Here is a 21,868-nt window from a genome sequence, read left to right on the forward strand (position 1 = left end):
CTGAGAGAAGAGGCTGCCGGTAAGTCCATTTGAATGAGACTAGATGTTTATTCGTCAAAGAAACCGGCACGTGGCTGACGTAGGCCACGAATACCTAGACCGCATTCTGCGTTGATCAGAACACCAGTCAGAGGACGGTTATTTTGACGAGATGCCAAGAGCACATATGAACCAGTCATATCTTCCGGCTCAGGTAAGAAATTCAGTGGCATGCCACGGGCGATTTTCTCAGGATCACGTGCATCGAGCAGGCCAAGATTTTCCTGACCTAAAGATGCAGCACCCTTGATGTTCACATTCATACCTGATGGCGCAACGGCGTTCACTCGAACTTTAGGTGCAAGTTCGTAAGCCAGTTCTTTCATAATGCCTACACCGGCATGTTTCGATGCTGTGTAAACCGGACCGCCACCTGCAGAATAAAGTGCAGAGTTAGACAGTGTGAAAATGATCGAACCTTCAGATTTAACGAGCTCATCCAGTGCAGCTTTCGCGCCCAAAATCAGAGATTTGGTATTAATCCCCATAATCTCATCAAAGGCTTTTTCCAGCTGCTCACCTGAAGTATTGACGATATCGGCATAGTGATCCCAGATACCGGCATTACCCACGAAACAGTCGAGTTTACCGTAACGCTCTACAGTCGCTTTAACAGCGCGGACGTTGTCTTCATAGCTGGCCACATCACCTGCGATTGCCAGCACGCGGTCACCAAAATGTGCATTCAGTGCATCGACTTTAGACTGTGAACGTTGAAGAACGGCCACTTGTGCGCCCTCTTCCAGGAAACGTTCTACCAGTGCCCAACCGAGACCTGAACCACCACCAGTGATCAGTGCAACTTCGCCTTGTAGCCAACCCATGATTACTCTCCTGCCATCTCTACGTATAACGCACCATCTTCAACAATCACTGGGAATGTTTTGATTGGATCAGTTGCAGGTAGACACAATGCTTCACCTGTTTTTAAACAGAAACGTGCTGAATGCAATGGACATTCCACAGTACCGTCATCTTCAAGGTAACCTTCAGACATTGACGCATTACCATGACTGCATTTATCGTTCATAGCGAAGAATTCACCGCCATTGTTAAATACAGCAAGCGCTTCGATACCGTTTACGCCGCAATCCACTTTTAACGCTTCGCCTTCGTCTAATTCGTCAACTTGGCAAACAAAAATCTTATTCATTAGAAGAACACACTCAGGTTATGTGAGTTATAGGTAACTTGGTCAAGGGTGATCTTACGGTTGAAGATCTGGAAGCCCAAGCCGCCTTCAACTTTGCGAATCTTGTCATGACGTTTACCACAGTAAATCGTAACGTCTTTCTCTTTTTGGGTACGGTACAGAAGGTATGTCATGTACACATCGTATTCGCCTTCAACTTCAGTTGGCTCAACAATCACGTTGCTCACCATGTGAGTGGTACGTGATGGAGGCTCTTCAGCCCAAGCCATACCAGTTTCCAGACGAGCAACACGACGTTCTAAAAGGTCTTTCGAATCGTTAAACACCCAAGTGGTAGGTGGTTCAACTGAACGACGACGGTCACGGGTTTGTGCGTTTGGCGTGGTACGTAGCGTGTAAGAAATATCTTCAGCTAAGGTATCTAACCATTCGCGGAATTTCCAATCGTCTAGCAATTTTGCTTCGCGATAAAGGAACTGACTAATTTGGTGATGAAGTTCTAAGCTGATTTGACTCATTTCATAAGCCCCTTCTCATATTCGTCAGCTGCTTTTTCCACGTCTTCCCATTTTTCATGGATCAATAAATCTGCCCAGCGGCGGTACATACCACGTGCTGCAGTTTCAGAGAAAATGTAGTTGGTGATACCTGGGATACCATCTTCACGTACTTTTTCGTTGCCTTTACCCATTTCCATAATGAGTTTGTTTTGACGCGCTTTATAACCACGTAAAACTTTTTGGATCTCGATCCAGTTTTCAGAGTCATCTTGCTCCAGGAAACCGGCTGGACCAAAGGCACGCGTTGCAGAACGTTCAAATGCTTCTTTCACTTCTTGAGATGCTTCAGCATCAGCAATACAGAATGCCCACACTTCAGTTTTGTTTGGACCACGTGGGTGCCATACACGAAGTGTTGCAGTACCGTTCAACCAAGACAAAGTTGGGAACATGGTGTTGTGACCTGCAAGACGCAATGCACGAGTCTCGCCTAGGCGCTCTTTAACTTCGTCGTAAGTTTCACGGAAGTAGTTGGCAACTTCACCGTCAACCCATACGTTTGCGTCTGGTTTCTCTGTAAAGAAGAAGCCTGAACCGTGACCACGTGAACCGTACTGGATCGCGTCTTTGGCAGTTTCCCAAACTGGACGAGCAGTTTGCGCAGCACCTAATTTTTTAGAAGATTCGTCGTCTGGTTTCGCGCCCAATACTTGGATCGCAGAAGCGTGAGAGAACAAGGCGTGATATTGGTCAGATGCAAACTGTTCCGCTGCAAATTTCCAGTTACACTCGATTTCCCACTTGTGTACACCACCAATGATTTCAGTACCACCTGGACGACGGTCAACAACGCCATCTAAATACCAAGCGATATCGCCCATGTATTCTTCTAGATCAGGTGTGGTTTCATCCCAACAAGCGAATACCAAGCCTTTGTAAGACTTCACACGATTCACTTCAACCAGACCCCATTGCTCTTTACATGCACCATGCGGGTAAGCACGATCTTCAAGCGGGATATCTTTTAAAGAACCGTCAATGCCATATGACCAGCCGTGGTATGGGCAAGTAAATGCACGGGTATTACCACAGTCAGCGAAGCTCACACGCATAGAGCGGTGACGGCACTGGTTTAAAAATGCTTTGATTGAGCCGTCTTTTTGACGTGCCACAATGATTGGATCTTCACCCATGTAGGTATTGAAGAAATCACCAGCCTTAGGAATTTGGCTTTCATGGCAAAGGAATAACCAAGTACGACCGAAAACACGTTCGAGTTCTAATTCGTAAATGTCAGGATCTGTATAAATAGATGGCGTAATACGTCCATTTTGTGCATCGACTAAAGCATCGATTTCGCGCACATCAATTTTTCCACTCATGAAAAGCTCTCCTGTGACCTATCTTTGGCACAAAGTAATAGACTCAACTTTTCAACGATGATGGATTTGACAGCGTTTTTCGGGAAATATTTTTTTTGTTTCAATTAAGAGCTTAAAGCAATTATTAAGCACGTGAATTTTTATATTAAAACATCTATTAATCCCGCCAGAGCATTTAGTTTATGAATGGGAAAATAATCTTCACGACATAGTTGTTTATAGATTATACTTTGAGGAAATTATAGTAAGACATTTTTTGGATTACTCTTTGGGTTGATGACATGGAATTACGACACCTTCGCTACTTTATCACCGTTGCTGAAGAGCTCAATTTTAGTAAGGCAGCACTTAAACTTTATACGGCTCAACCCTCACTTAGCCAGCAAATCAAAGACCTGGAAGAAGATGTCGGGGTAAAGCTACTCAACCGGACCAAACGTAAAGTAGAGCTGACCGAAGAAGGCGCCGTATTCCTGGAACAGGCCCGTCTCACCCTTGCACAGGCGGACAAAGCCGTTGCCATGGCACGTCAGGTGTCACAGGCCAAACAGCAAATGCTCCGTATCGGTTTTGTACCGGTAGCCGAGATGAAAATCTTCCCCTATATCTTGCCAAATCTACGTGTACAGAACCCAGATTTAAAAATTGAACTGCTCAGCCTGAACAACAATGAGCAGATGCGTTTGTTAAAAAAAGGTGATCTAGATCTGACATTTACCCGTCATAATTTCAATAGTGATGAAATTGAAAGCCAGTTCGTGATTCGTGAACCGCTGATTTTTCTCCTGCCTAAAGATCACCCCTTAGCAAAATACGAAAGAATTCCTGTTAAAGCATTGAATGGTATTGATTTTATTATTCCATCAGCAGAGCAGTCCTTGACCCTGAACCAGGCTATTCTGGACTTTGCCAAAGCCAACGGCATTGAACTCAATATCGTGCAAAAGGCCGATAATATTTTATTTAATATCAACTCGATCGGAATGGGCCTAGGCTGTACCATTTTGCCTGGCTATATTGCACCACTAACCATGGATAATACCGTGATTCGTCCGCTGGACGTGGAGTTGCCCTATTTAGACCTGTATGTCAGCTACCATAAAAACAACAAATCCTATGTCGTGAGCAAATTTCTTGAGCTTTTGACCCGTGTGTTCTATCTGGATATTAACCGTAGCGAACAAAATTAATCCTATTTCTTCCCTGCATTAGGCATATGCCATTCAACTTGTGATAGGCATATGCTTTTTTTGTTTTATTATTTTATGCTTAAGAATCCATTTTTAATTCTATTTTATAATAAAGAATCTATTTCTGGCGCTTAAATTTGTCACTTGCCCTTGACCCAAATTGTGTATTTTTAGCTCTAAATGTACTGCATTTACCACTTAAGTCTAATAAAGTTTCATTCGGATTTTTCTCAGTTTAAATAGCTCAAACCTATAAAAATTATTAGATTTTTATATTTATTCAAATAAATGAGAATCAAACTCACTTAGGTGCGCTACCTTAAATATTTCCGATATAAAAAAGGATGACCAAAGCCATCCTTTTTTAAAACTGTATCAAACTTATTTTACGCCGTGAACAGCCAGGTAGTTTTTGATCACAGTGTTGAACTCATCTGCTTTTTCAACTTGAGACCAGTGACCGCATTGGCTGAAGATATGTGCATCAGCATTTGGCACGATGTTCAGGATGTCCCAAGTACGAGAAACCGGAATCACCACGTCTTGCGTACCATGAATCAGCAATACAGGCACAGTAATGTCTTTCATTTTTTCGAAATCTAATGGGAACTCGAAACGGTCACGGTCACGTGCGCCAACCACATCCATTAAACGATTTGATGCATAGTCATTTGCAGCAGAAGCAAAACGTACTTTTACCAGTTCATCTGTAATCAGGTCTTTGTTCACGACAAACATAGAAAGGGTTTTCTTGATCCCTTCTTCTGTAAGAACTGGGTTTGCATGAGCTTTGAGTGCAGCAGTCTGTTTTGCACCGCCCGTACCCATAGACACGATACCCAAAATGCGATCTGGATAATCCAGTGCCATCTGGAATGCTAACCAGCCACCCAGAGAGTTGCCGACCAACCAGGTTTTTTCGATACCCAAAGCGTCTAGCGTACGGATCGCATGATCTACCCAGGCACGGATACCATATTCAGTACCCGGTGCAACTACAGTCTGGCCATAACCAATGGTATCAATCGCGATACAACGCGCCTGCTCACCAATTTGTGGCAGGTTTAACCACCAGTTTGCCGCAGCCGATACACCCGTACCTGAACCGTGTAAAAATAGAATAGGCGTACCTTCACCAATTTCGTGGTAATGGGTCAACTCGCCTTCAGCGGTTTCAATCCATTTATCTTCTAAGCCAAAGAATGGATCTGTTTGATAGTCAGGGATTTGAACAGTGCTCATATTGCTTCCTCTTACAGTCTTTCGCTTGCGTGTCCCTCTATTTTCAAGAATTCGACGTCAAGTTGACTCATTAAAATGACTTGTGTACACCCTTATATTAACCGCTCAGCCGCAGCAAACTGATACAAAATTACGATTGCACCCTACAAAATAGATATAATTTAAGTATTTGTTTTATATATCAATTTAAAATAAGACCCTACTCAATCTAAGCCTTTAATGCAACAATGGAACGCTTAAACCAAAAAGCAGCCAGAAGACTGACTGCTTTTAAAATATACGGGTATTAGAATTTATGCGTATAAGTGGTGGCGACACGGTATTCTTGCAGGTCTGGTTTTGCTGGATTGGCAAAATTCACATCAATATACATCGCCTGTACACCCAAACCTTTTAATTTACCTTCTGGCACAGTGTAGTTCACGATGGCATTCACTTCATCCGTATTGAAGTTCTGACCTTGATACGCCCCAGTACCTTTCTGATCATAACCTTTGAAATATACGGCTGTTGCGTTTAAGCCTTTTGCACCCATTTCAGAGAAGTCATAGCCATAAGAAACACTCCATGACTTTTCTTCTGGCGCGGTAAAGGTCGCTACCCCCCAGTTCGCCAGATAAGGCTGTGGCACCCAGCCACCCAATGTCGGGAATGCGCTATCACTAAACATTTGCTGGTAACCCACACCTACGCTATGTTCACCATGATTCACTTTTGCGGCGACAGACACAGCCTGGTTATCGATCTCACCATACAGCTTGTCACCTGACTCCGAGTTATCCAAGTAACGAATATGGCTATCTAATTTGGTTTTTTCACCAAGCGCAGTTTTGTAATTGACACCTAGATAATGCTGTTGATAAATGTCTTGAACATCGGCATACCAGTAGCTCGCACCTACTTCTTTAGTGAGTTGGTGGTCTACACCCGCAATCCACATGCCATCAGCTTCAGCACCCGTATCATAGAAACTTGGTGGAGCAAATTTAGTTAAGTCACGGAACTGGTTGTCATAACGGTTGTTAATACCATCAATATACGCCAGAGTTAACTTGGTATCCTTAAGGTCTTTAGACTCTAACCAAGCGCCACTATAAGTCGTTAATAACTGACGGGATGGATCGAATACCAAGACTGGAGATACAGGCAATAACTCGCCGACTTTCAGCTCAGTTTGTGAAACTTTGGCTTTTAAGGTCGCGCCGACTTTACCGAAATGATCTTTTGATTCTTTGCCATCGTGCGGTAAAACCCAGTCCGGATTTTTATCATGGCCGTTGAGTTTGACTGCATGTTGCACCAGTACATCAGCACCAACCTGCACACCACCACCGATATCGTGATAACCGGACTTGGCATCCAGAGTCACCCCTTGTGACCAAGAACCCCAGTTACGTGATGAATAGTCATCTTGATACTGACGGTCTAGATAAAAGTTTTTAAATTTGAGTTGAACATTGCTGTCGTCAATAAAGTCTGCATTCGTTGCAGTTGTCCCTAAAGTTGCTGTCGCAGCAAGCATTGCAATCCATAAATTGTGACGACGCATGATGAGTTCCCCATTCAGCTAATAAAATCCATGCAGCCATCATGCGCAAGTCGGTTTAAATAAAAAATCCGACCACAGTATTAAACTTTTGCTCTTTTAGCTCTGCATATTTCAAGCCCAGATTTAAGCGCTCAATCTCTTAGATTTTAAACCGATTAAAGAAAATAAAAATTTGACCAGATATTTAATTCAAATTTTTGTTTCTTCTATTAATAAGAGCAATTTTTTTAAAAACTTTAAGATAATATTTTTTATTTATCGTTTTTATGTTTAATGAAAAAATGAAACTAAAATAATCCCTACCTATCACTATAACTAAAATATCTGAGATCAGAGTTTTAATATATTATTAAATCTACTTAATAATAAAAAAGCATCCGAATCGGATGCTTTTTTATTGCCCTTATTTTAATACCACGGTATTAAAAATTAAGCTTGTAACTCACGCGCTTTAGACATGGTTAATGCCAGGTCTTCAATCATGTCTTCCTGACCACCTACCGTACCACGGCGACCAAGTTCCATCAGGATTTCACGCGCAGATACGCCGTATTTCGCTTCAGCGCGTTTAGCAAATAACAGGAATGAAGAGTAAACCCCCGCATAACCTAAAGTTGCCGCATCACGGTCTGCACGAATCGGGTTGTGCATCATTGGAATCACTAGATCTTCAGCAACGTCTTGTACTTTGAACAGGTCAACGCCAGTGTCCATACCCATACGGTTTGCCACAGCGATGAATAATTCAAGTGGCGTGTTACCAGCGCCAGCACCCAAACCAGCAGATGCCAAGTCAACACGTACTGCACCTGCTTGAACAGCAGCAACAGTATTCGATACACCCATACCTAAGTTGTGGTGCCCGTGGAAACCAAGCTCAATACTTGGATCTAAGTGTTGACGTAAGTGACCAACACGGTCGATCACATCCTGCGGAAGCATATAACCTGCTGAATCTGTCACATAGATACAGTTTGCACCGTAAGACACCATCTTGTTTGCTTCTTCAAGCAATTTTTCAGGAGATGCCATGTGAGCAAGCATCAAGAAGCCCACGGTATCCATTTCTAATTTGCGTGCAGCGGTGATGTGCTGTTCAGAACAATCCGCTTCAGTACAATGCGTCGCCACACGAATGGTAGAAACACCAATTTCATGTGCCATTTTCAAATGGTCAACCGTACCGATACCCGGAAGAAGTAATGCAGAAATTTTTGCATTTTTCATACGTGGCACAACAGCAGATAAGTATTCTTCATCCGTTGCAGCAGCAAAACCGTAGTTAACCGATGAACCACCCAGGCCGTCACCGTGTGTAACTTCGATTAAAGGTACGCCAGCATCATCAAGTGCTGTTGAAATTGCAATCATTTGCTCAACAGTCGTTTGATGGCGCTGCGGGTGCATACCATCACGTAAAGTCATATCATGAACAATAATCTTAGACATTTTGGTATTCCTTTAAGCTTCAGCGGTATTGAACACGTGTTCTGCGAACATTTCTGCAGTACGTGCAGCTGCTGCAGTCATAATATCCAGGTTGCCTGCGTATTTCGGCAGGAAGTCACCCAGACCTTCAACTTCCAAGTAAATTGATACGCGGTTGCCATCAAATACCGGACCATTTACCAGCTTGTAACCTGGTACGTATTTTTGAACTTCCTTGATCATGGCATGTACAGATTCAGTAATCGCTGCCTGATCCGGCTCACCTTCAACCAAGCAATGTACTGTGTCACGCATCATTAAAGGTGGCTCAGCCGGATTAATGATAATGATCGCTTTACCTTGTTTCGCGCCACCCACTTTCTCGATTGCACCCGCAGTGGTACGTGTGAATTCGTCGATGTTTTTACGCGTACCAGGACCAACTGACTTAGTCGATACAGTTGCAATGATCTCACCATATTCAACTGGTTGAACGCGAGAAACTGCAGCCACCATCGGAATCGTTGCCTGACCACCACAAGTCACCATGTTCACGTTAGGCACTTCGCCCGCTTGTAGCAATGCTTCAAGGTTGACTGGTGGTACACAAAATGGACCAATCGCAGCAGGCGTTAAGTCGATCATCAACACGCCAAGTTCATTCAGCTTGCGGCTGTTTTCAGCATGGACATAGGCAGAAGTTGCGTCGAATGCAATTTTGATGTCATCAGCAATCACATGAGGAAGAAGACCATCAACGCCTTCAGCTGTGGTTTTTAAACCCATTTTCGCAGCACGCGCCAAACCTTCAGAAGTCGGGTCAATCCCCACCATCCAAACAGGCTCTAACCATTCGCTGCGTTGTAATTTATAAAGCAAATCAGTACCAATATTCCCTGGACCGATCATTGCACATTTAATCTTTTTCATGAATGTACTCTCTTGGAATCTTGATTATTCAGCAGCGAATGCAGCGGTTACTGAACCGAAGCCTTCAATTTCAACTTTGAATTCATCACCTGGTTGCGCCACAACCATTGGACCTAAAGCACCCGTCAAGATGATGTCACCTGCCAACAATGGACGGCCACGACGCACCATTTCATCAGCCAGCCAAACCGCAGCATTGAGTGGGTTTGCAAGACATGCTTTACCCACGCCTTGAGAAACGACTTCCTCACCGCGCGTCATCACCATCTTGCAGTTCACAAGATCAAGTTTTTCTAACTTAACTGGCTGAGAACCCAAGACAAATGCAGCAGAAGATGCGTTATCCGCCACAGTATCAATCAGGCTGATTTTCCAGTTTTCGATACGGCTATCGACCACTTCAATTGCAGGCAGTGCATAATCAGTTGCGCTGATAATGTCTGCATACGTGTGTTTTTCTTTGGTTAAATCCTGGTTAATCACCAATGCGATTTCTGCTTCAACTTTCGGCTGAATCAGAAGGCCAGCTGGAATTGCTTCACCATCGCCATAGGCCATGTCGGCAAATAACATACCGAAATCCGGCTGATCTACACCCAGTTGCGCTTGAACGACTTTAGACGTCAAACCAATTTTACGACCCACCAGACGGCGACCTTCAGACAAAGCACGCTCGGTATTCACTTCCTGAACGGCATAGGCGATATCTACGTCAGCACTTTCACCGCCAAGTTCCGGGCGAATCGGTGCAATCGCAGTTTGTGATAATTCAGCGCTACGAAGTGCTTGTGCAACTGATTCAACAACAGCAGAATTCGACATCAATGTTTCCTTAAACTGCAAAAATTAGGCTTATGCCGGGATCTAAGAGGGACAGAAAATATGAAAATGATCAGGCTGATCATCCGCATGGACTGCCTTTCTTAGAGCGAGCATAGGAATAAACAGTTTTAGGATGGGAAAAATCCGGCGTTTGTGCCAATAGTTATTTTATTTTTTGCTATAGCTATTATCTATAAGAATAATTTATAAAAAATTAAATAAAACAAAATCTTATTTTTTAAAACACATCGTTATTTAGCAAAATAACTGCCATAATATGACCGAATAAAATCAGTACAATTACGACTTTAGACTAAAAGATAAGAACCAGCGCTTAAATCTGCAGCATTCCCCAGCCAATTTAAACCGGGGAACTGCTTGTTTTTCATTACAACCAAGATACTGGATTAAACTGCTTGTTTCCATTGGACTTTAGCCAACAAAGCGCTATGCAAAGCAGCCACATCATCCACGATACAGACTGGATTAAATTGTGCTAAAAGTTCAGGTTCATGCACACCATAACTTACCCCAACGCTTGGCATGGCAATATTTTGCGCCATTTCCAGATCATAAGACGTATCACCGACCATAATCGCATGTTCAGCCTGCACACCGGTTTCCGCCAGAATTTCTTCTAACATGAGTGGATGAGGTTTAGAATGGGTTTCGCTGGCTGCGCGCGTACTCACAAACAGCTCTTCACTGTTCGTCTGTTTTAATACACGATCCAGACCTTTACGGCTTTTCCCTGTGGCTACTGCCAGCTTCACGCCTTGCTGCTGTAAATCTGCGAGCATGTGCGCTACGCCTTCAAACCAGGAATCTCCTGATGAGTTGGCAACATAATGATCGGAATAAGCCTGCAAAATATCCGTATGTAATTCTGGTACTGTCGGGAAAAGTCGCTGTGCGACTTCTGGCAAACCCAGTCCAATAATACTTTTCGCATCTGCATCCGTTAACGGCTGCTGAAACTGCTGTGCGGCAAACTGCAAACTCGCCACGATTTGACCGACTGAATCAAATAAAGTGCCATCCCAATCGAAAATGACCAATTTTACAGGTGAGTTCATAAAAAATTTCCTAGATTTGATTCAGTCTTGAAGCCCTCTCCTACAAGGAGAAGGAATTTTTCATTCTTAAGCAAATGACTTTAATAAAAGAACCAATAAAGTCGAATTATCAATGAAGTTTTAATTCAACATTACTATTTAATAAGTAACGTTCCCTCTCCTGAACGAGTTTAAAGCACTGCTTTAAACGACGTGCAAGAAGGAGACTTGCTCAGCAGTGCTGCTTAGGGAGAGGATTCTTTCGAAATTTAATCTCCCCTAGCCCTCTTTAAGAAATAGGGGAATTCCCTCCTTTTTCAAAGGAGGGTGAGGGTGGATTAAATTTATTAAAAGAAAAAATAAGTCCTTATTGGGCAGCCGGTTTATCCGCTTTCTGCGCTCTTAACTGCGCCACCAGACTCTGCATATCTTCTGGCAATGGTGCTTCAATTGCTGGATAGCCCGGAATGTCCAGACGCATTGCATGTAAACACAAACGGCGTGGTTTTGGCCCACGATATTCTGTTTCATGACCATACTTTTCATCGCCTACTAGCGGATGACCAATACTCAAACCATGAACACGAATCTGATGGGTACGACCAGAAAGCGGAGATGCATACACCAGTGTGGCATGCATAAAACGTTCCTGCACATTCCACTGGGTTTTAGACTCTTTACCTTCTTTCGGGGACACGCAGACACGACGTTCACCATTGGCCAGCTCGTAACGATGTAAAGGTGCATCAATCAGCTGTTTATCCAGACTGACCTGCCCTTTTACTACAGCGGCATAGGTTTTTTTGATTTTATGTTCACGCAACATATCTTGTAATGTTTTCAACACGCTACGCTTTTTGGAAATCATCACCAGACCGGAAGTATCACGGTCAATCCGGTGAATCAGTTCCAGATACTTTTTACCGGTTGCGGCACGCAAGCCCTCAATCAGGCCATAGGCCACACCGCTACCACCATGCACAGCAATCCCGGAAGGTTTATTCACGACCATCAAACCTTCATCTTCATAAATCACACGGGCCAATAAGCCTTGTGCCACTTTGTCAGAAACAGGTGCAGCAGATTCATCTTTTTGTTCATAGCGAATCGGCGCAACGCGAATCTGGTCACCGATTGCGAGTTTGGTTTCTGCTTTAATGCGTTTTTTATTAACGCGAACCTGGCCTTCACGAATCAGACGATAGATACGGCTTTTTGGCACACCTTTCAGACGACTAAACAGGAAATTATCGATGCGTTGTCCATCTTGATGTTCATCCACTTCAAACCAAGTGACGTTTTGCCATTGTTGCGTAGAATTCATACAGTTACTATGACCCAAAAAATACTAAAATTGATTAAAAACTGATCACTTAGGTTATGCTTTACACAAGAAACATAAGCTTAGCCCATAGGCAGATGATGCAAGGTTTGATATAGTCAGCGCACGGAAACCATCGTTTGTGAGTAAAAGTTGAATCATTTCAGATTTTTCTGAACTTGATTGTTCAATTAAAGACTCACATGATACGGGAAGGTCCCCAAAGAATTATGCCACGCCGAAGGCTTATTATATCGGCAAACAAAGCAAACTGTTGCGTTTAATTGTACCTCAGGTACATAAATCAGTTTGTCTTAAAAAATATGTCGCCAACTTTGTTGGTTTTTAAACGTAAACTGATACACATCAGATTAGTCGCAACCTGAAGACGACTTCAGGCTACAGCGTTGATGCATTGGATCTGCACAGTTTGTAAAGATACGACGACAATTCCGTATCAAGACACTTTCTATAAAGAAGGGATGATCTTCGAGCAATGTGACAGTGAAAGTTACACACATCCAATGCACCGCTCGTCCGCCAGTGAAGCGTTCAGGTGACTTTAATCCGTTTAAAGATTGAAGCCGTATTGCCATCATCAATACGTGAATCAAAAACCGAAGCCCATCTATATTAAATAGAGCTCGGTCATAAAAGACTCAAACCACAATGAAATTCATTGCAGATTTGAGCCATTGATCCGTGATGTGTGATGTTCGCTACGTGTATAGCGATTTTTTGCTGTGTATCACTATAAGGTGTTACACCCATGAAACGTATGTTGATTAATGCAACACATGCCGAAGAAATTCGCGTTGCACTTGTCACTGGTCAGCGTCTTTACGATTTTGATTTAGAAAATCGTACCCGTGAACAAAAAAAATCCAATATCTACAAAGGTCACGTGACTCGCGTTGAACCTTCTTTAGAAGCTGTATTCGTTGAATACGGTGCAGGTCGCCAAGGCTTCCTGTCAATGCGTGAAATCGCGAATTCATATTACAAAGCCGACCCTCGCCAAACTTCGAATATCCGTGAACTGATCACTGAAGGCACCGAGCTTCTGGTTCAGGTGGAAAAAGAAGAGCGTGGCAATAAAGGCGCTGCCCTGTCTACTTTTATCTCACTTGCTGGCCGTTATTTGGTATTAATGCCAAACAACCCGAAAGGTGGTGGTATCAGCCGTCAGATTTCCGGTTCAGTGCGTGAAGAACTGAAAGAAATGCTGGCAACACTGAACGTGCCACGTGGTATGAGCGTGATTGTGCGTACTGCCGGGATTGGCCGTTCACAAGAAGAATTGCAACTCGACTTACAGCACTTGTTAGACCTTTGGGCACAAATCCAGAGCACTGCAAGTTCAGGTCCATCGCCAATGTTGGTACATCAGGAAGCGGGCGTAGTGACACGTGCCATTCGTGACTACCTGCGTGATGATGTTGCTGAAATCCTGATTGACTCAGAACAAGCCTATAACGAAGCCTATAACTTCGTAAAAGCGGTAATGCCACGTCAGTTAGAAAAACTGAAAACTTATACCTTAAATGAACCTTTATTTGCGCATTTCGCGATTGAAAGTCAAATTCAAACCGCTTATGAACGTGAAGTAAAATTGCCTTCTGGCGGTTCGATCGTGATCGACCAAACTGAAGCTTTAGTGTCAATTGACATTAACTCAGCAAAATCGACTCGCGGTAGCGACGTTGAAGACACCGCGTTAAATACCAATATTGAAGCGGCAGAAGAAATCGCGCGTCAATTACGTTTACGTGATATCGGTGGTCTGGTGGTGATCGACTTCATCGACATGACCAAAGACCGCAACCAGCGTATGGTGGAAGCGAAGCTGCGTGAAGCGACGCAAAGTGACCGTGCCCGTATCCAGTTCGGTCAATTGTCACGTTTTGGTTTGATGGAAATGAGCCGTCAACGTCTGCGCCCTTCTCTTGAAGAAGCGACTGGCTACGTTTGCCCACGCTGCCATGGTACCGGCATGGTTCGTGATCTTCGTTCTTTATCACTTTCGATTATGCGTAAAGTGGAAGAGATCGCGCTACGTGAACGTCATGGTGAAGTTCAAGTCGAAGTTCCAGTGGAAATTGCTGCCTTCTTATTGAATGAAAAACGTCACACCTTGGTGTATTTGGAACAGACTTCAAATGTACGTGTGACTGTGTTGCCGCATCCGCATCTGGAAACACCGCATTATGAAATCACTTATAATGCCGAAGGCTTTGCACCAACCAGCTATGAACGTACTGAAGCAACACGTTCAAGTGAAAAAGAGTTGGGTTATGAGTCATCTGAATGGCATTTAGAAGAAGAACAACATACGCATGCTGCTGCACCAGCGCCTGCTCAACAGCAAAACAACGGCAGAAACAATAAACGCCGTAACCAGCAAAACCAAAATGCACAGCAAGTACCTGTTGCGCAACAAGCTCCAGCCCAAGCACAAGTTGCTGCTCCTGCATCTAGCCCATGCGCATGGTTAGAAAACCTGTTTGTTCAAAAACAGGCTGCGACTGTTGATCAATCGCGTACTGCCAACAATGCAGCTGCAGCAATTGAACAAATGATCAATGGCGGTGCGGTGAGCCGTGGTCAGTTCGGTCAATTGTCTGCACCAGTGGCACAACCTGCGCCACAGCAAGTGTCTCAACCTGCTGCTCCGGCAAGCAGCAATGCCTACCTTGCACCATCGACTGTAGCGCAAAAACAGGAACGTGATGCTGAAAAACCGGCAGAGCGTGATGAAAGAGCGCCGCGTCATAACAATAAAAAACCACGCAATCCGAAGCACAAAGAACCGCGTGAGCAGGTTCAGTCTGAAGCTTCCGCTCCTCAGCAACATCAGGTGCATGAAGAAGTGGTTCAGGTATCTCGTCAAGAGCAACGTCATGAAGCACGTGAAAACAAGCGTAATTCTCGCCGTCAGCATCACAACGAGCCATCTCAGCAAAATGATGTTCAAAACAATGAACAACAGCCACAACAGGCAATGCCACGTCGTGACCGCCGTAACCAGCCACGTCAGGAACGTCCAAATCGCCACCGCGATCCAAGCGTGCTGAATGAGCAGGCTCAACAAGCAGCCCCTGCAGTCGTTGAAGCGCCAGCAGTCAATGACAAGCAGCTTCGTGTTGAGTTGGTCGATGCGCCACGTCAAGACGTGATGCCAACAGCTATGGTCGTGAATATTGACCAGGCGAAAAGCGAAATCGTGGCATTGAATGACAATGCTGCAGTTGTAACGCCAGCGGTTGAAGTTACTGCACCGGCAGATGCGCCAGTTGAAGAAGCCGCTGCTGAAAATGTAGTAGAAGCTGCACTGACAGCACCTGCTGAAGAAGTTGTGACAGCGGAAGAATCAAGTGCTGAAAAACCTCGTGCCAGCAACGATCCGCGTCAGCGTCGTCGTCAGCAACGTGAAGGACAGCCTCAACAGGCTACAGTTCAGAAATTGACTCCGTCACAAGTACCAACGTTGGGTCAGTTCACTATTGGTAGCCTGATTCGCCATGTTTATGGTGAAGACTGCTCCGTACTGATTGAACAGTTTGGTTTATTGCCAACCTTCAACCGTGCTCTAGAGAAGTTCACAAAAGAGTACAACGCGAGTCTGGTGGCTGCAGCAACGCCTGCCACAGAGAAAAAACCGGTCACCCGTGATGTTCAAGTGACCGTAGCCAAGGTTGAAGCAGAGCCTGCTCCAGTTCTGGACCTGACTCCACCAAAACCGGTGTCGGACAAACGTGTCGCAAACGATCCACGTGAGCGTCGCCGTCTGGCTAAGCAGGCTGCAGAACAGGCCCTACAACAAGCCAAGCAACAGGCTAAAGTAGAAACAGCTCCGGCAATTGAAACTGCGCCAGAAGCACCTGTAGCAGCAGAAGCGCAAGCAGAGTCTGCTGAAGCAGCAGCAACTGAAACTCCAGTAGCCACTGAAATCGCTATTGAAGAAACCGTAAATGCTCAGCCAGCTGAACAAGCGACTGAAACGACGGCACCAGTAGATGCAGCTCCTGCAGAAGAGACTCCAGTCACTGAAGCTCAACCTGAAGATGCTGCGCCAGTTGAAGCAAATGCTGAATCAGAAGCTCCTGTTACAGAAGCCCAGGATCAGGCCGAAGTAACAACAGAAGACACTGAAGCCAGCGAAGCTGAAAAAGCGGAGAAACAGGCTGCTCGTCCACGTCGTCCACGTGGTCGTCCACCGAAAAAAGCCAATACTGCAACTGAATCATAATTTGCTCAATTGCAGTCATCTAAAAAAACCTAGTCATTTCGGTGACTAGGTTTTTTTTGCTAGATTTAGTCAGAATAGGTTGATTGCACTAGTGTTTTAACGCTAAAAGATGGATAGCTCGTCTACTGTATATAAATTGAACGTATCGGATACGAAAAATAAATAGGATTCTCATGACCCAAATGAAACCACACGATCTGATTGGGATTGCAGATATCGCTGCCAAAATCCCGGCTTTTTTGACCAAAGTGCCCAATTTGCTCACTGGTCTAAGACAGGCATATTTACGTACTCCGAACACACCGGCCGGCCTGGGTCTGGCTTTTGAAAAAGCCACCAAGCGCAACCCGGAAGGCATTGCCTTGCGTTTTGAAGAGCAAAGCTATAGCTATGCTGCTCTCAATGCCTGGGCCAACCAGATTGCCCATTTCTATCTATCCTTGGGCGCCAAGAAAGGTGATGTTGTTGCTGTCATGGTCGAGAACCGCCCTGAGCTGATTGCCAGCGTGATTGGTCTGGCTAAACTGGGTGTGACCACCGCTCTGGTCAATACCTCTCAAGTCGGCAAGGTGCTGACGCACAGTATCAATCTGGTCAAACCGATTGCCCTGATTGTGGGTGAAGAGTGTCGTCATGCAGTCAACGAGATTCGTAATGACCTGAATATTAGCAGTGACCGCCTGCACTGGTTTGCAGATCAAAACACTCAAGCCGATCCGGGTCAGGCGCCTGAAGGCTTTATCAACCTGGCTGAAAAAACCGATCTTGCTCCCAAATTCAATCCATCAACTACTCATTCGGTACAGGGCAAAGACGGGCTGTTCTATATTTACACCTCGGGCACCACGGGTCTACCTAAAGCGGTGATCTTTACCAATGGTCGCTGGACGCTGGCTTATGGCACCTATGGGCATGTGCTGAATCTCAATAAAGATGATGTGATGTACTGTACCCTGCCGCTTTATCATGCCACAGGCATGGTGGTGTGCTGGTGCGGTGTCATTGCAGGGAGCAGCACCCTGGCTATTCGCCGTAAATTTTCGACCTCTTCTTTCTGGAAGGATGTGCAAAAATTTGATGCCTCTGCGATTGGTTATGTCGGTGAGTTGTGCCGCTATCTGATGGATGCTCCCCCATCTGAACTAGAAAAAGGTCACCGCGTGACCAAGATGATTGGGAATGGCATGCGCCCAAATATCTGGGATAAATTTAAATCCCGTTTTGGCATTCAGGAAGTGCTGGAACTGTATGCCTCTAGTGAAGGCAATGTCGGTTTTAGCAATATTTTCAATTTTGACAATACCGTCGGTTTCTCACCCACACCGTATGCGATTATTGCCTTTGATAAAGATAAAAATGAGCCGGTACGGGACGCTAAAGGCCATTGCAAACGGGTGAAAAAAGGCGAAACTGGTTTATTAATTGGTAAAATTACCCGCCGTTCACCCTTTGATGGCTATACCGATCCGGAAAAAAACAAGTCAGTCATCATGCAGGATGTATTTACCCAAGGTGATGCTTACTTCAATACCGGAGATCTGGTGCGCAATATCGGCTTCCGTCATGCGCAGTTTGTCGATCGTCTGGGTGATACTTTCCGCTGGAAAGGGGAAAATGTTTCTACAACTGAAGTGGAAAACATGCTGATCGAGTATGACAAAATCGTTGAAGCAGTGGTGTATGGCGTAGAAATTCCCAATACCAATGGTCGTGCCGGCATGGCCGCGATTACCCTAAAACCCGATCTAGAATTAAATGATGCAGATTTGGCAGCTATGACCGCTTGCTTTAAAAAATGCTTACCGGCTTATGCGGTACCGGTATTTTTACGCTTACAACAGCAGGTCGAAACTACAGGCACCTTTAAATACCAGAAAAATAAATTGAAAGAGCAAGCATTTGATCCGAGTAAAACCGATGAACGCCTGCTGGTCTTATTGCCAGGTGCAACGGCGTATTCCGAGCTCACCGCAGATATTTTTGCCAATATCCAAGCCTATCAATATCGCTTCTAAGTACTGAAGTTGCCTATTTTTTGTTTAGATAAAGCATAATTGTTGTATTTATAATCAAACATGGGCAACTTTGTTATTTTTTGCTTGCGCTGAAATGAGATCTTGCTACAATACGCTCCATCAAACAAAGTGGTGCTTTAAGCTATTTAGCTTGACTTGCACTGCATATTCAAACCTAGTTTGAATAATAGTTCGGGGTCGTTAGCTCAGCTGGTAGAGCAGCGGACTTTTAATCCGTTGGTCCCGCGTTCGAATCGCGGACGACCCACCACTTATTTGATATCCCTTGATGGGTCGTTAGCTCAGCTGGTAGAGCAGCGGACTTTTAATCCGTTGGTCCCGCGTTCGAATCGCGGACGACCCACCATCTTCCGAAAGGATCACGTAAAAGTACACCACACTTTTGCGTCATAAAAATGGTCATCATCATTTTTATTCCTCGGGGTCGTTAGCTCAGCTGGTAGAGCAGCGGACTTTTAATCCGTTGGTCCCGCGTTCGAATCGCGGACGACCCACCATTCTTTCCTTAGAATGTTTCTCTGATTTCCCTTATTATATTTTAATTAAATTGCGATGTTTTGGTCGTGTATTTCTGCATCCAGATTTTATGTTCACGCGTTCCCGCAACTTGCCTTTATTGTCTAATCTAAATAGTATTTGAATTAAGCTTTCGACCAGATCAGCCGATTATTATCGGGCATTATTCTTGAATATGAAAGGATGTGTCTTTGACCAGTTCATAGGCTTTTGAAGGTGCCGGATAGCCACGATCAAATAATTCCCGGTTGGTTTTTTCCTTTTCACTATAGATTTTTTCCAGATTCATGACTAAGTGATTTGAATCTTTAATCTTATAGTAAAAGCTCGCCCCTTCTTTACGATTCACTACTATATCGGTACGCTCAGGATTGATAAACCAGCGGTCTTTACGGTAGGTGATATTGTGAGCGGTGCTGCTTTTGGTATTATCAATAAATACCTTCCCATACTGTAAAATACTGCGATGCACCGTACCGTCCGGCATTAGAGTCAAAATAAATTCTGCCTTACCTTCAGTACAAGGCGCAAAGCGGCCATCACAATCGATTTCAGTATGATAGCGGCCAATAAATGCTTTAGCATCCTCTGGCACAGTGCGAGGGTTTAAATCAGCTTCTACCGGAACAGTCGCCTGCCCTGCGACCTGAGTTAAGGATTTGGCGCTGACAGTCACTACATCGGCCTTCGTATTGGCAGTGGAAATTTTAACGCCCTCTTCTGAGGTCGCCTGACTTTCCCCTTCAGGTTTGACTTGCTGCTGATCACAGGCTTGCAAAATCACCACACTCCCCAACATCAGGCTACATTTAAAAAAACTGCTTAATGTACAACGTGATACATCCAATTTCATTTTTAACAAACCTAAATAGGAAACATGGCGAGCAAAAAGAACACAGCAAAGCTGATGAACTTTACACAAGAGTTCAATAGAATTTTCACTATGTTAGTAGCTCTTAGATCTGGTTTTAATCTTTATTAACATTACTTAACGATTTTATTTGTAATCAGCACTTTAAAAAGTTTAAGTAAACTCCATTTCTTTAAGTATGGATCCAGTTTTAGGATTCAAACCTATTTTTAATCAGGAGATTTTAATGGCCAATGTTGGTTTATATCGCTCTAACCGCTCAAACATGATTGCAGGTGTGATGGGTGGTATTGCTGAACGTTTTGGTTGGAACGCAAATTTATTACGTCTGATTTTTGTGGTGATTTCAATCATGAGTGCCGCATTCCCGGGTATTTTGGTCTATCTGGTGTTGTGGTTAATCATGCCGAAAAAACAGTACAGAATTGATCATGACAGCGTTCATCAACCTCAGGGCTATCAAAATCCTGTGCGTACAGTGAATCAGGATAAACGCTATTAAGCTGTACAGTCATTTTTAACAAGCGTTCTTAACCAGTTTCATCGCAGAGCTTCCTCTTTCACCCCGGTTAAATGGGATGAAATTTTGATGCCACGGTAATTTCCCCAAGTTATCGTGGCTTTTTTTTGCCTATATTTTTTGTTATTTCTTTGCTGTATTACAGCTTTTCACTTTCTTTCTCAGTTGAATTCACGATAAGTTCAAGATTCCAATTTTTGAAATGGATTTCACATGACTCAGGCAGAATGGATGATGCTGTGGCTCTGTGCCGTCGCAGCCCTGCTGCATGGTTTAAGCGGCTTTGGCTTTCCTATGATGAGTACGGCTGTTCTGTCCAGCGCATATCCGCTTAGCATCGCGGTTACCCTTGTCATGCTGCCCTGTCTGCTGCTGAATCTGATCATGCTGAATGCTGACCCTGCGCATAGCCTGTTGAATAGTATTGGCTATTATATAAAACGTTATTGGCCATTAATGCTTAGTAGCCTGGTCGGCAGTGTACTCGGGGTCAAGCTATTACTTTGGCTAAATGAGGCTTATTTAAAACTGTTATTGGGTCTGGTAATTATATTTTATGTCTTGGACCAGTTACGGGCACGCCCCTTACAAGTTAGTCCGCATATTTCCAGCATGCTCTGTTTTGGTTTACTGGCCGGCATTATTGGAGGTGCAACCAATGCCATGGCACCTTTTCTGATGATGTATCTGATGAGTTGCCAACTCTCTAAAACAGATATTGTCATTATCAGTAATCTCAATTTCATTGCCGGTAAACTGATCCAGCTGGTTTTACTGTTTCCAATTCTGATCACACTGGAAACCCATCAACAGCATATTCTGATCGGGATAAGCTTATTCGCCCTTGCTGGTGTCTGGATTGGAGGCAAAATACGCCATCGTTTATCTCAGCAGCACTTCAAATGGATTGTCCTGGCTTTACTTCTGGGTTTGGGCTTGTATGCTCTCTGGCAAAGTGCTGGATTATTGCAACAATCTGGTTATAGTATCTTTAAATAGGATATTTTTTAAACAAATCAAAATTACAAATTCAAAGCTGGCATATAAAAATGACGTAAATAAACA

The 21,868-nt window shown here is 44.1% G+C and carries 17 protein-coding genes and 3 tRNA genes; 8 read left to right on the forward strand and 12 right to left on the reverse strand.

Translation table 11 applies throughout. The annotated features are described in order from the left end of the window. Window positions 1–47: 47 nt before the first annotated feature. The 4 genes from hcaB to hcaE are packed head-to-tail and all read right to left on the reverse strand — an operon-like array spanning window position 48 to window position 3,074. Window positions 48–863: a 3-phenylpropionate-dihydrodiol/cinnamic acid-dihydrodiol dehydrogenase gene (gene hcaB / locus ACTL4S_RS01050; RefSeq protein WP_004781818.1), complete on the reverse strand. Its 816-nt coding sequence runs from the start codon at window positions 861–863 to the stop codon at window positions 48–50. A gap of 2 nt (window positions 864–865) precedes the next feature. Beyond that, complete coding sequence (hcaC, locus tag ACTL4S_RS01055) at window positions 866–1,192, reverse strand: 3-phenylpropionate/cinnamic acid dioxygenase ferredoxin subunit (RefSeq protein ID WP_219308271.1); 327 nt, start codon at window positions 1,190–1,192, stop codon at window positions 866–868. Then, complete coding sequence (hcaF, locus tag ACTL4S_RS01060) at window positions 1,192–1,710, reverse strand: 3-phenylpropionate/cinnamic acid dioxygenase subunit beta (protein ID WP_441298572.1); 519 nt, start codon at window positions 1,708–1,710, stop codon at window positions 1,192–1,194. Before hcaF ends, hcaC begins: the two co-directional genes overlap by 1 nt. Then, the gene (gene hcaE / locus ACTL4S_RS01065) at window positions 1,707–3,074 is read right to left on the reverse strand and encodes a 3-phenylpropionate/cinnamic acid dioxygenase subunit alpha (RefSeq protein WP_005245893.1); all 1,368 of its coding nucleotides are present in this window, start codon (window positions 3,072–3,074) and stop codon (window positions 1,707–1,709) included. Before hcaE ends, hcaF begins: the two co-directional genes overlap by 4 nt. 281 nt (window positions 3,075–3,355) lie before the next feature. On the opposite strand from hcaE, the gene hcaR reads away from it, so the two are divergent. Further along, window positions 3,356–4,264, forward strand: coding sequence for a DNA-binding transcriptional regulator HcaR (gene hcaR, locus ACTL4S_RS01070; protein ID WP_044111817.1), 909 nt, complete (start codon window positions 3,356–3,358; stop codon window positions 4,262–4,264). A gap of 381 nt (window positions 4,265–4,645) precedes the next feature. Here hcaR and ACTL4S_RS01075 read toward each other — a convergent pair whose 3' ends face one another. From ACTL4S_RS01075 to ACTL4S_RS01105, 7 genes are all read right to left on the reverse strand, one after another. After that, entirely contained in the window at window positions 4,646–5,506 is an 861-nt protein-coding gene (locus ACTL4S_RS01075; RefSeq protein WP_004278523.1) for an alpha/beta fold hydrolase, read from the reverse strand. A 286-nt stretch (window positions 5,507–5,792) separates the two neighbouring features. After that, window positions 5,793–7,055 (reverse strand): OprD family outer membrane porin, encoded by a 1,263-nt coding sequence (locus tag ACTL4S_RS01080; RefSeq protein ID WP_441298573.1) that lies wholly within the window; start codon window positions 7,053–7,055, stop codon window positions 5,793–5,795. Window positions 7,056–7,484: 429 nt separating this feature from the next. Further along, window positions 7,485–8,504: a 4-hydroxy-2-oxovalerate aldolase gene (dmpG, locus tag ACTL4S_RS01085; protein ID WP_005102984.1), complete on the reverse strand. Its 1,020-nt coding sequence runs from the start codon at window positions 8,502–8,504 to the stop codon at window positions 7,485–7,487. A gap of 12 nt (window positions 8,505–8,516) precedes the next feature. Next, window positions 8,517–9,413, reverse strand: a complete 897-nt coding sequence (locus ACTL4S_RS01090) for an acetaldehyde dehydrogenase (acetylating) (RefSeq protein ID WP_004647362.1) — start codon at window positions 9,411–9,413, stop codon at window positions 8,517–8,519. 24 nt (window positions 9,414–9,437) lie between these two features. After that, a complete protein-coding gene (locus ACTL4S_RS01095) occupies window positions 9,438–10,235 on the reverse strand; it encodes a 2-keto-4-pentenoate hydratase (protein WP_086044161.1) in 798 nt (265 codons plus the stop codon). Between the two features lie 407 nt (window positions 10,236–10,642). Continuing rightward, the gene (locus tag ACTL4S_RS01100) at window positions 10,643–11,311 is read right to left on the reverse strand and encodes an HAD-IA family hydrolase (RefSeq protein ID WP_005250564.1); all 669 of its coding nucleotides are present in this window, start codon (window positions 11,309–11,311) and stop codon (window positions 10,643–10,645) included. A gap of 346 nt (window positions 11,312–11,657) precedes the next feature. Beyond that, window positions 11,658–12,614, reverse strand: coding sequence for an RluA family pseudouridine synthase (locus tag ACTL4S_RS01105; RefSeq protein ID WP_004278531.1), 957 nt, complete (start codon window positions 12,612–12,614; stop codon window positions 11,658–11,660). 766 nt (window positions 12,615–13,380) lie between these two features. Between ACTL4S_RS01105 and ACTL4S_RS01110 the strand changes: the two genes are divergently transcribed. The 5 genes from ACTL4S_RS01110 to ACTL4S_RS01130 all read left to right on the forward strand — a co-directional run bounded on the left by ACTL4S_RS01110 (window position 13,381) and on the right by ACTL4S_RS01130 (window position 19,393). Continuing rightward, window positions 13,381–16,860 (forward strand): Rne/Rng family ribonuclease, encoded by a 3,480-nt coding sequence (locus ACTL4S_RS01110; protein WP_441298574.1) that lies wholly within the window; start codon window positions 13,381–13,383, stop codon window positions 16,858–16,860. A 182-nt stretch (window positions 16,861–17,042) separates the two neighbouring features. Beyond that, complete coding sequence (locus tag ACTL4S_RS01115; RefSeq protein ID WP_441298590.1) at window positions 17,043–18,875, forward strand: long-chain-acyl-CoA synthetase; 1,833 nt, start codon at window positions 17,043–17,045, stop codon at window positions 18,873–18,875. A 195-nt stretch (window positions 18,876–19,070) separates the two neighbouring features. Then, window positions 19,071–19,146: transfer RNA gene (locus ACTL4S_RS01120), tRNA-Lys, on the forward strand. A gap of 20 nt (window positions 19,147–19,166) precedes the next feature. Continuing rightward, a tRNA-Lys gene (locus ACTL4S_RS01125) sits at window positions 19,167–19,242 on the forward strand. 75 nt (window positions 19,243–19,317) lie between these two features. Further along, window positions 19,318–19,393 (forward strand) — tRNA-Lys (locus ACTL4S_RS01130). 182 nt (window positions 19,394–19,575) lie between these two features. Here ACTL4S_RS01130 and ACTL4S_RS01135 read toward each other — a convergent pair. Beyond that, window positions 19,576–20,265 carry a hypothetical protein gene (locus tag ACTL4S_RS01135; protein WP_441298575.1) on the reverse strand — a complete coding sequence of 230 codons (690 nt, stop codon included), beginning with the start codon at window positions 20,263–20,265 and terminating at the stop codon, window positions 19,576–19,578. Window positions 20,266–20,509: 244 nt separating this feature from the next. Here ACTL4S_RS01135 and ACTL4S_RS01140 point away from each other — a divergent pair, with 244 nt between their 5' ends. Together ACTL4S_RS01140 and ACTL4S_RS01145 are read left to right on the forward strand one after the other, a co-directional pair. Next, window positions 20,510–20,785 (forward strand): PspC domain-containing protein, encoded by a 276-nt coding sequence (locus ACTL4S_RS01140; protein WP_004278536.1) that lies wholly within the window; start codon window positions 20,510–20,512, stop codon window positions 20,783–20,785. Between the two features lie 231 nt (window positions 20,786–21,016). After that, window positions 21,017–21,802, forward strand: coding sequence for a sulfite exporter TauE/SafE family protein (locus ACTL4S_RS01145; protein WP_441298576.1), 786 nt, complete (start codon window positions 21,017–21,019; stop codon window positions 21,800–21,802). The last annotated feature ends 66 nt before the right edge of the window (window positions 21,803–21,868 follow it).

Origin of the sequence: Acinetobacter lwoffii, assembly GCF_052078135.1 — a bacterium.
Lineage (GTDB): Bacteria > Pseudomonadota > Gammaproteobacteria > Pseudomonadales > Moraxellaceae > Acinetobacter > Acinetobacter lwoffii_Z.

Excerpts from the sequence above, each read along its gene's own strand:
- hcaB (WP_004781818.1), bottom strand. The coding sequence starts at position 863 with ATGGGTTGGCTACAAGGCGAAGTTGCACTGATCACTGGTGGTGGTTCA.
- hcaC (WP_219308271.1), bottom strand. The coding sequence starts at position 1,192 with ATGAATAAGATTTTTGTTTGCCAAGTTGACGAATTAGACGAAGGCGAA.
- hcaF (WP_441298572.1), bottom strand. The coding sequence starts at position 1,710 with ATGAGTCAAATCAGCTTAGAACTTCATCACCAAATTAGTCAGTTCCTT.
- hcaE (WP_005245893.1), bottom strand. The coding sequence starts at position 3,074 with ATGAGTGGAAAAATTGATGTGCGCGAAATCGATGCTTTAGTCGATGCA.
- hcaR (WP_044111817.1), top strand. The coding sequence starts at position 3,356 with ATGGAATTACGACACCTTCGCTACTTTATCACCGTTGCTGAAGAGCTC.
- ACTL4S_RS01075 (WP_004278523.1), bottom strand. The coding sequence starts at position 5,506 with ATGAGCACTGTTCAAATCCCTGACTATCAAACAGATCCATTCTTTGGC.
- ACTL4S_RS01080 (WP_441298573.1), bottom strand. The coding sequence starts at position 7,055 with ATGCGTCGTCACAATTTATGGATTGCAATGCTTGCTGCGACAGCAACT.
- dmpG (WP_005102984.1), bottom strand. The coding sequence starts at position 8,504 with ATGTCTAAGATTATTGTTCATGATATGACTTTACGTGATGGTATGCAC.
- ACTL4S_RS01090 (WP_004647362.1), bottom strand. The coding sequence starts at position 9,413 with ATGAAAAAGATTAAATGTGCAATGATCGGTCCAGGGAATATTGGTACT.
- ACTL4S_RS01095 (WP_086044161.1), bottom strand. The coding sequence starts at position 10,235 with ATGTCGAATTCTGCTGTTGTTGAATCAGTTGCACAAGCACTTCGTAGC.
- ACTL4S_RS01100 (WP_005250564.1), bottom strand. The coding sequence starts at position 11,311 with ATGAACTCACCTGTAAAATTGGTCATTTTCGATTGGGATGGCACTTTA.
- ACTL4S_RS01105 (WP_004278531.1), bottom strand. The coding sequence starts at position 12,614 with ATGAATTCTACGCAACAATGGCAAAACGTCACTTGGTTTGAAGTGGAT.
- ACTL4S_RS01110 (WP_441298574.1), top strand. The coding sequence starts at position 13,381 with ATGAAACGTATGTTGATTAATGCAACACATGCCGAAGAAATTCGCGTT.
- ACTL4S_RS01115 (WP_441298590.1), top strand. The coding sequence starts at position 17,043 with ATGAAACCACACGATCTGATTGGGATTGCAGATATCGCTGCCAAAATC.
- ACTL4S_RS01135 (WP_441298575.1), bottom strand. The coding sequence starts at position 20,265 with ATGAAATTGGATGTATCACGTTGTACATTAAGCAGTTTTTTTAAATGT.
- ACTL4S_RS01140 (WP_004278536.1), top strand. The coding sequence starts at position 20,510 with ATGGCCAATGTTGGTTTATATCGCTCTAACCGCTCAAACATGATTGCA.
- ACTL4S_RS01145 (WP_441298576.1), top strand. The coding sequence starts at position 21,017 with ATGACTCAGGCAGAATGGATGATGCTGTGGCTCTGTGCCGTCGCAGCC.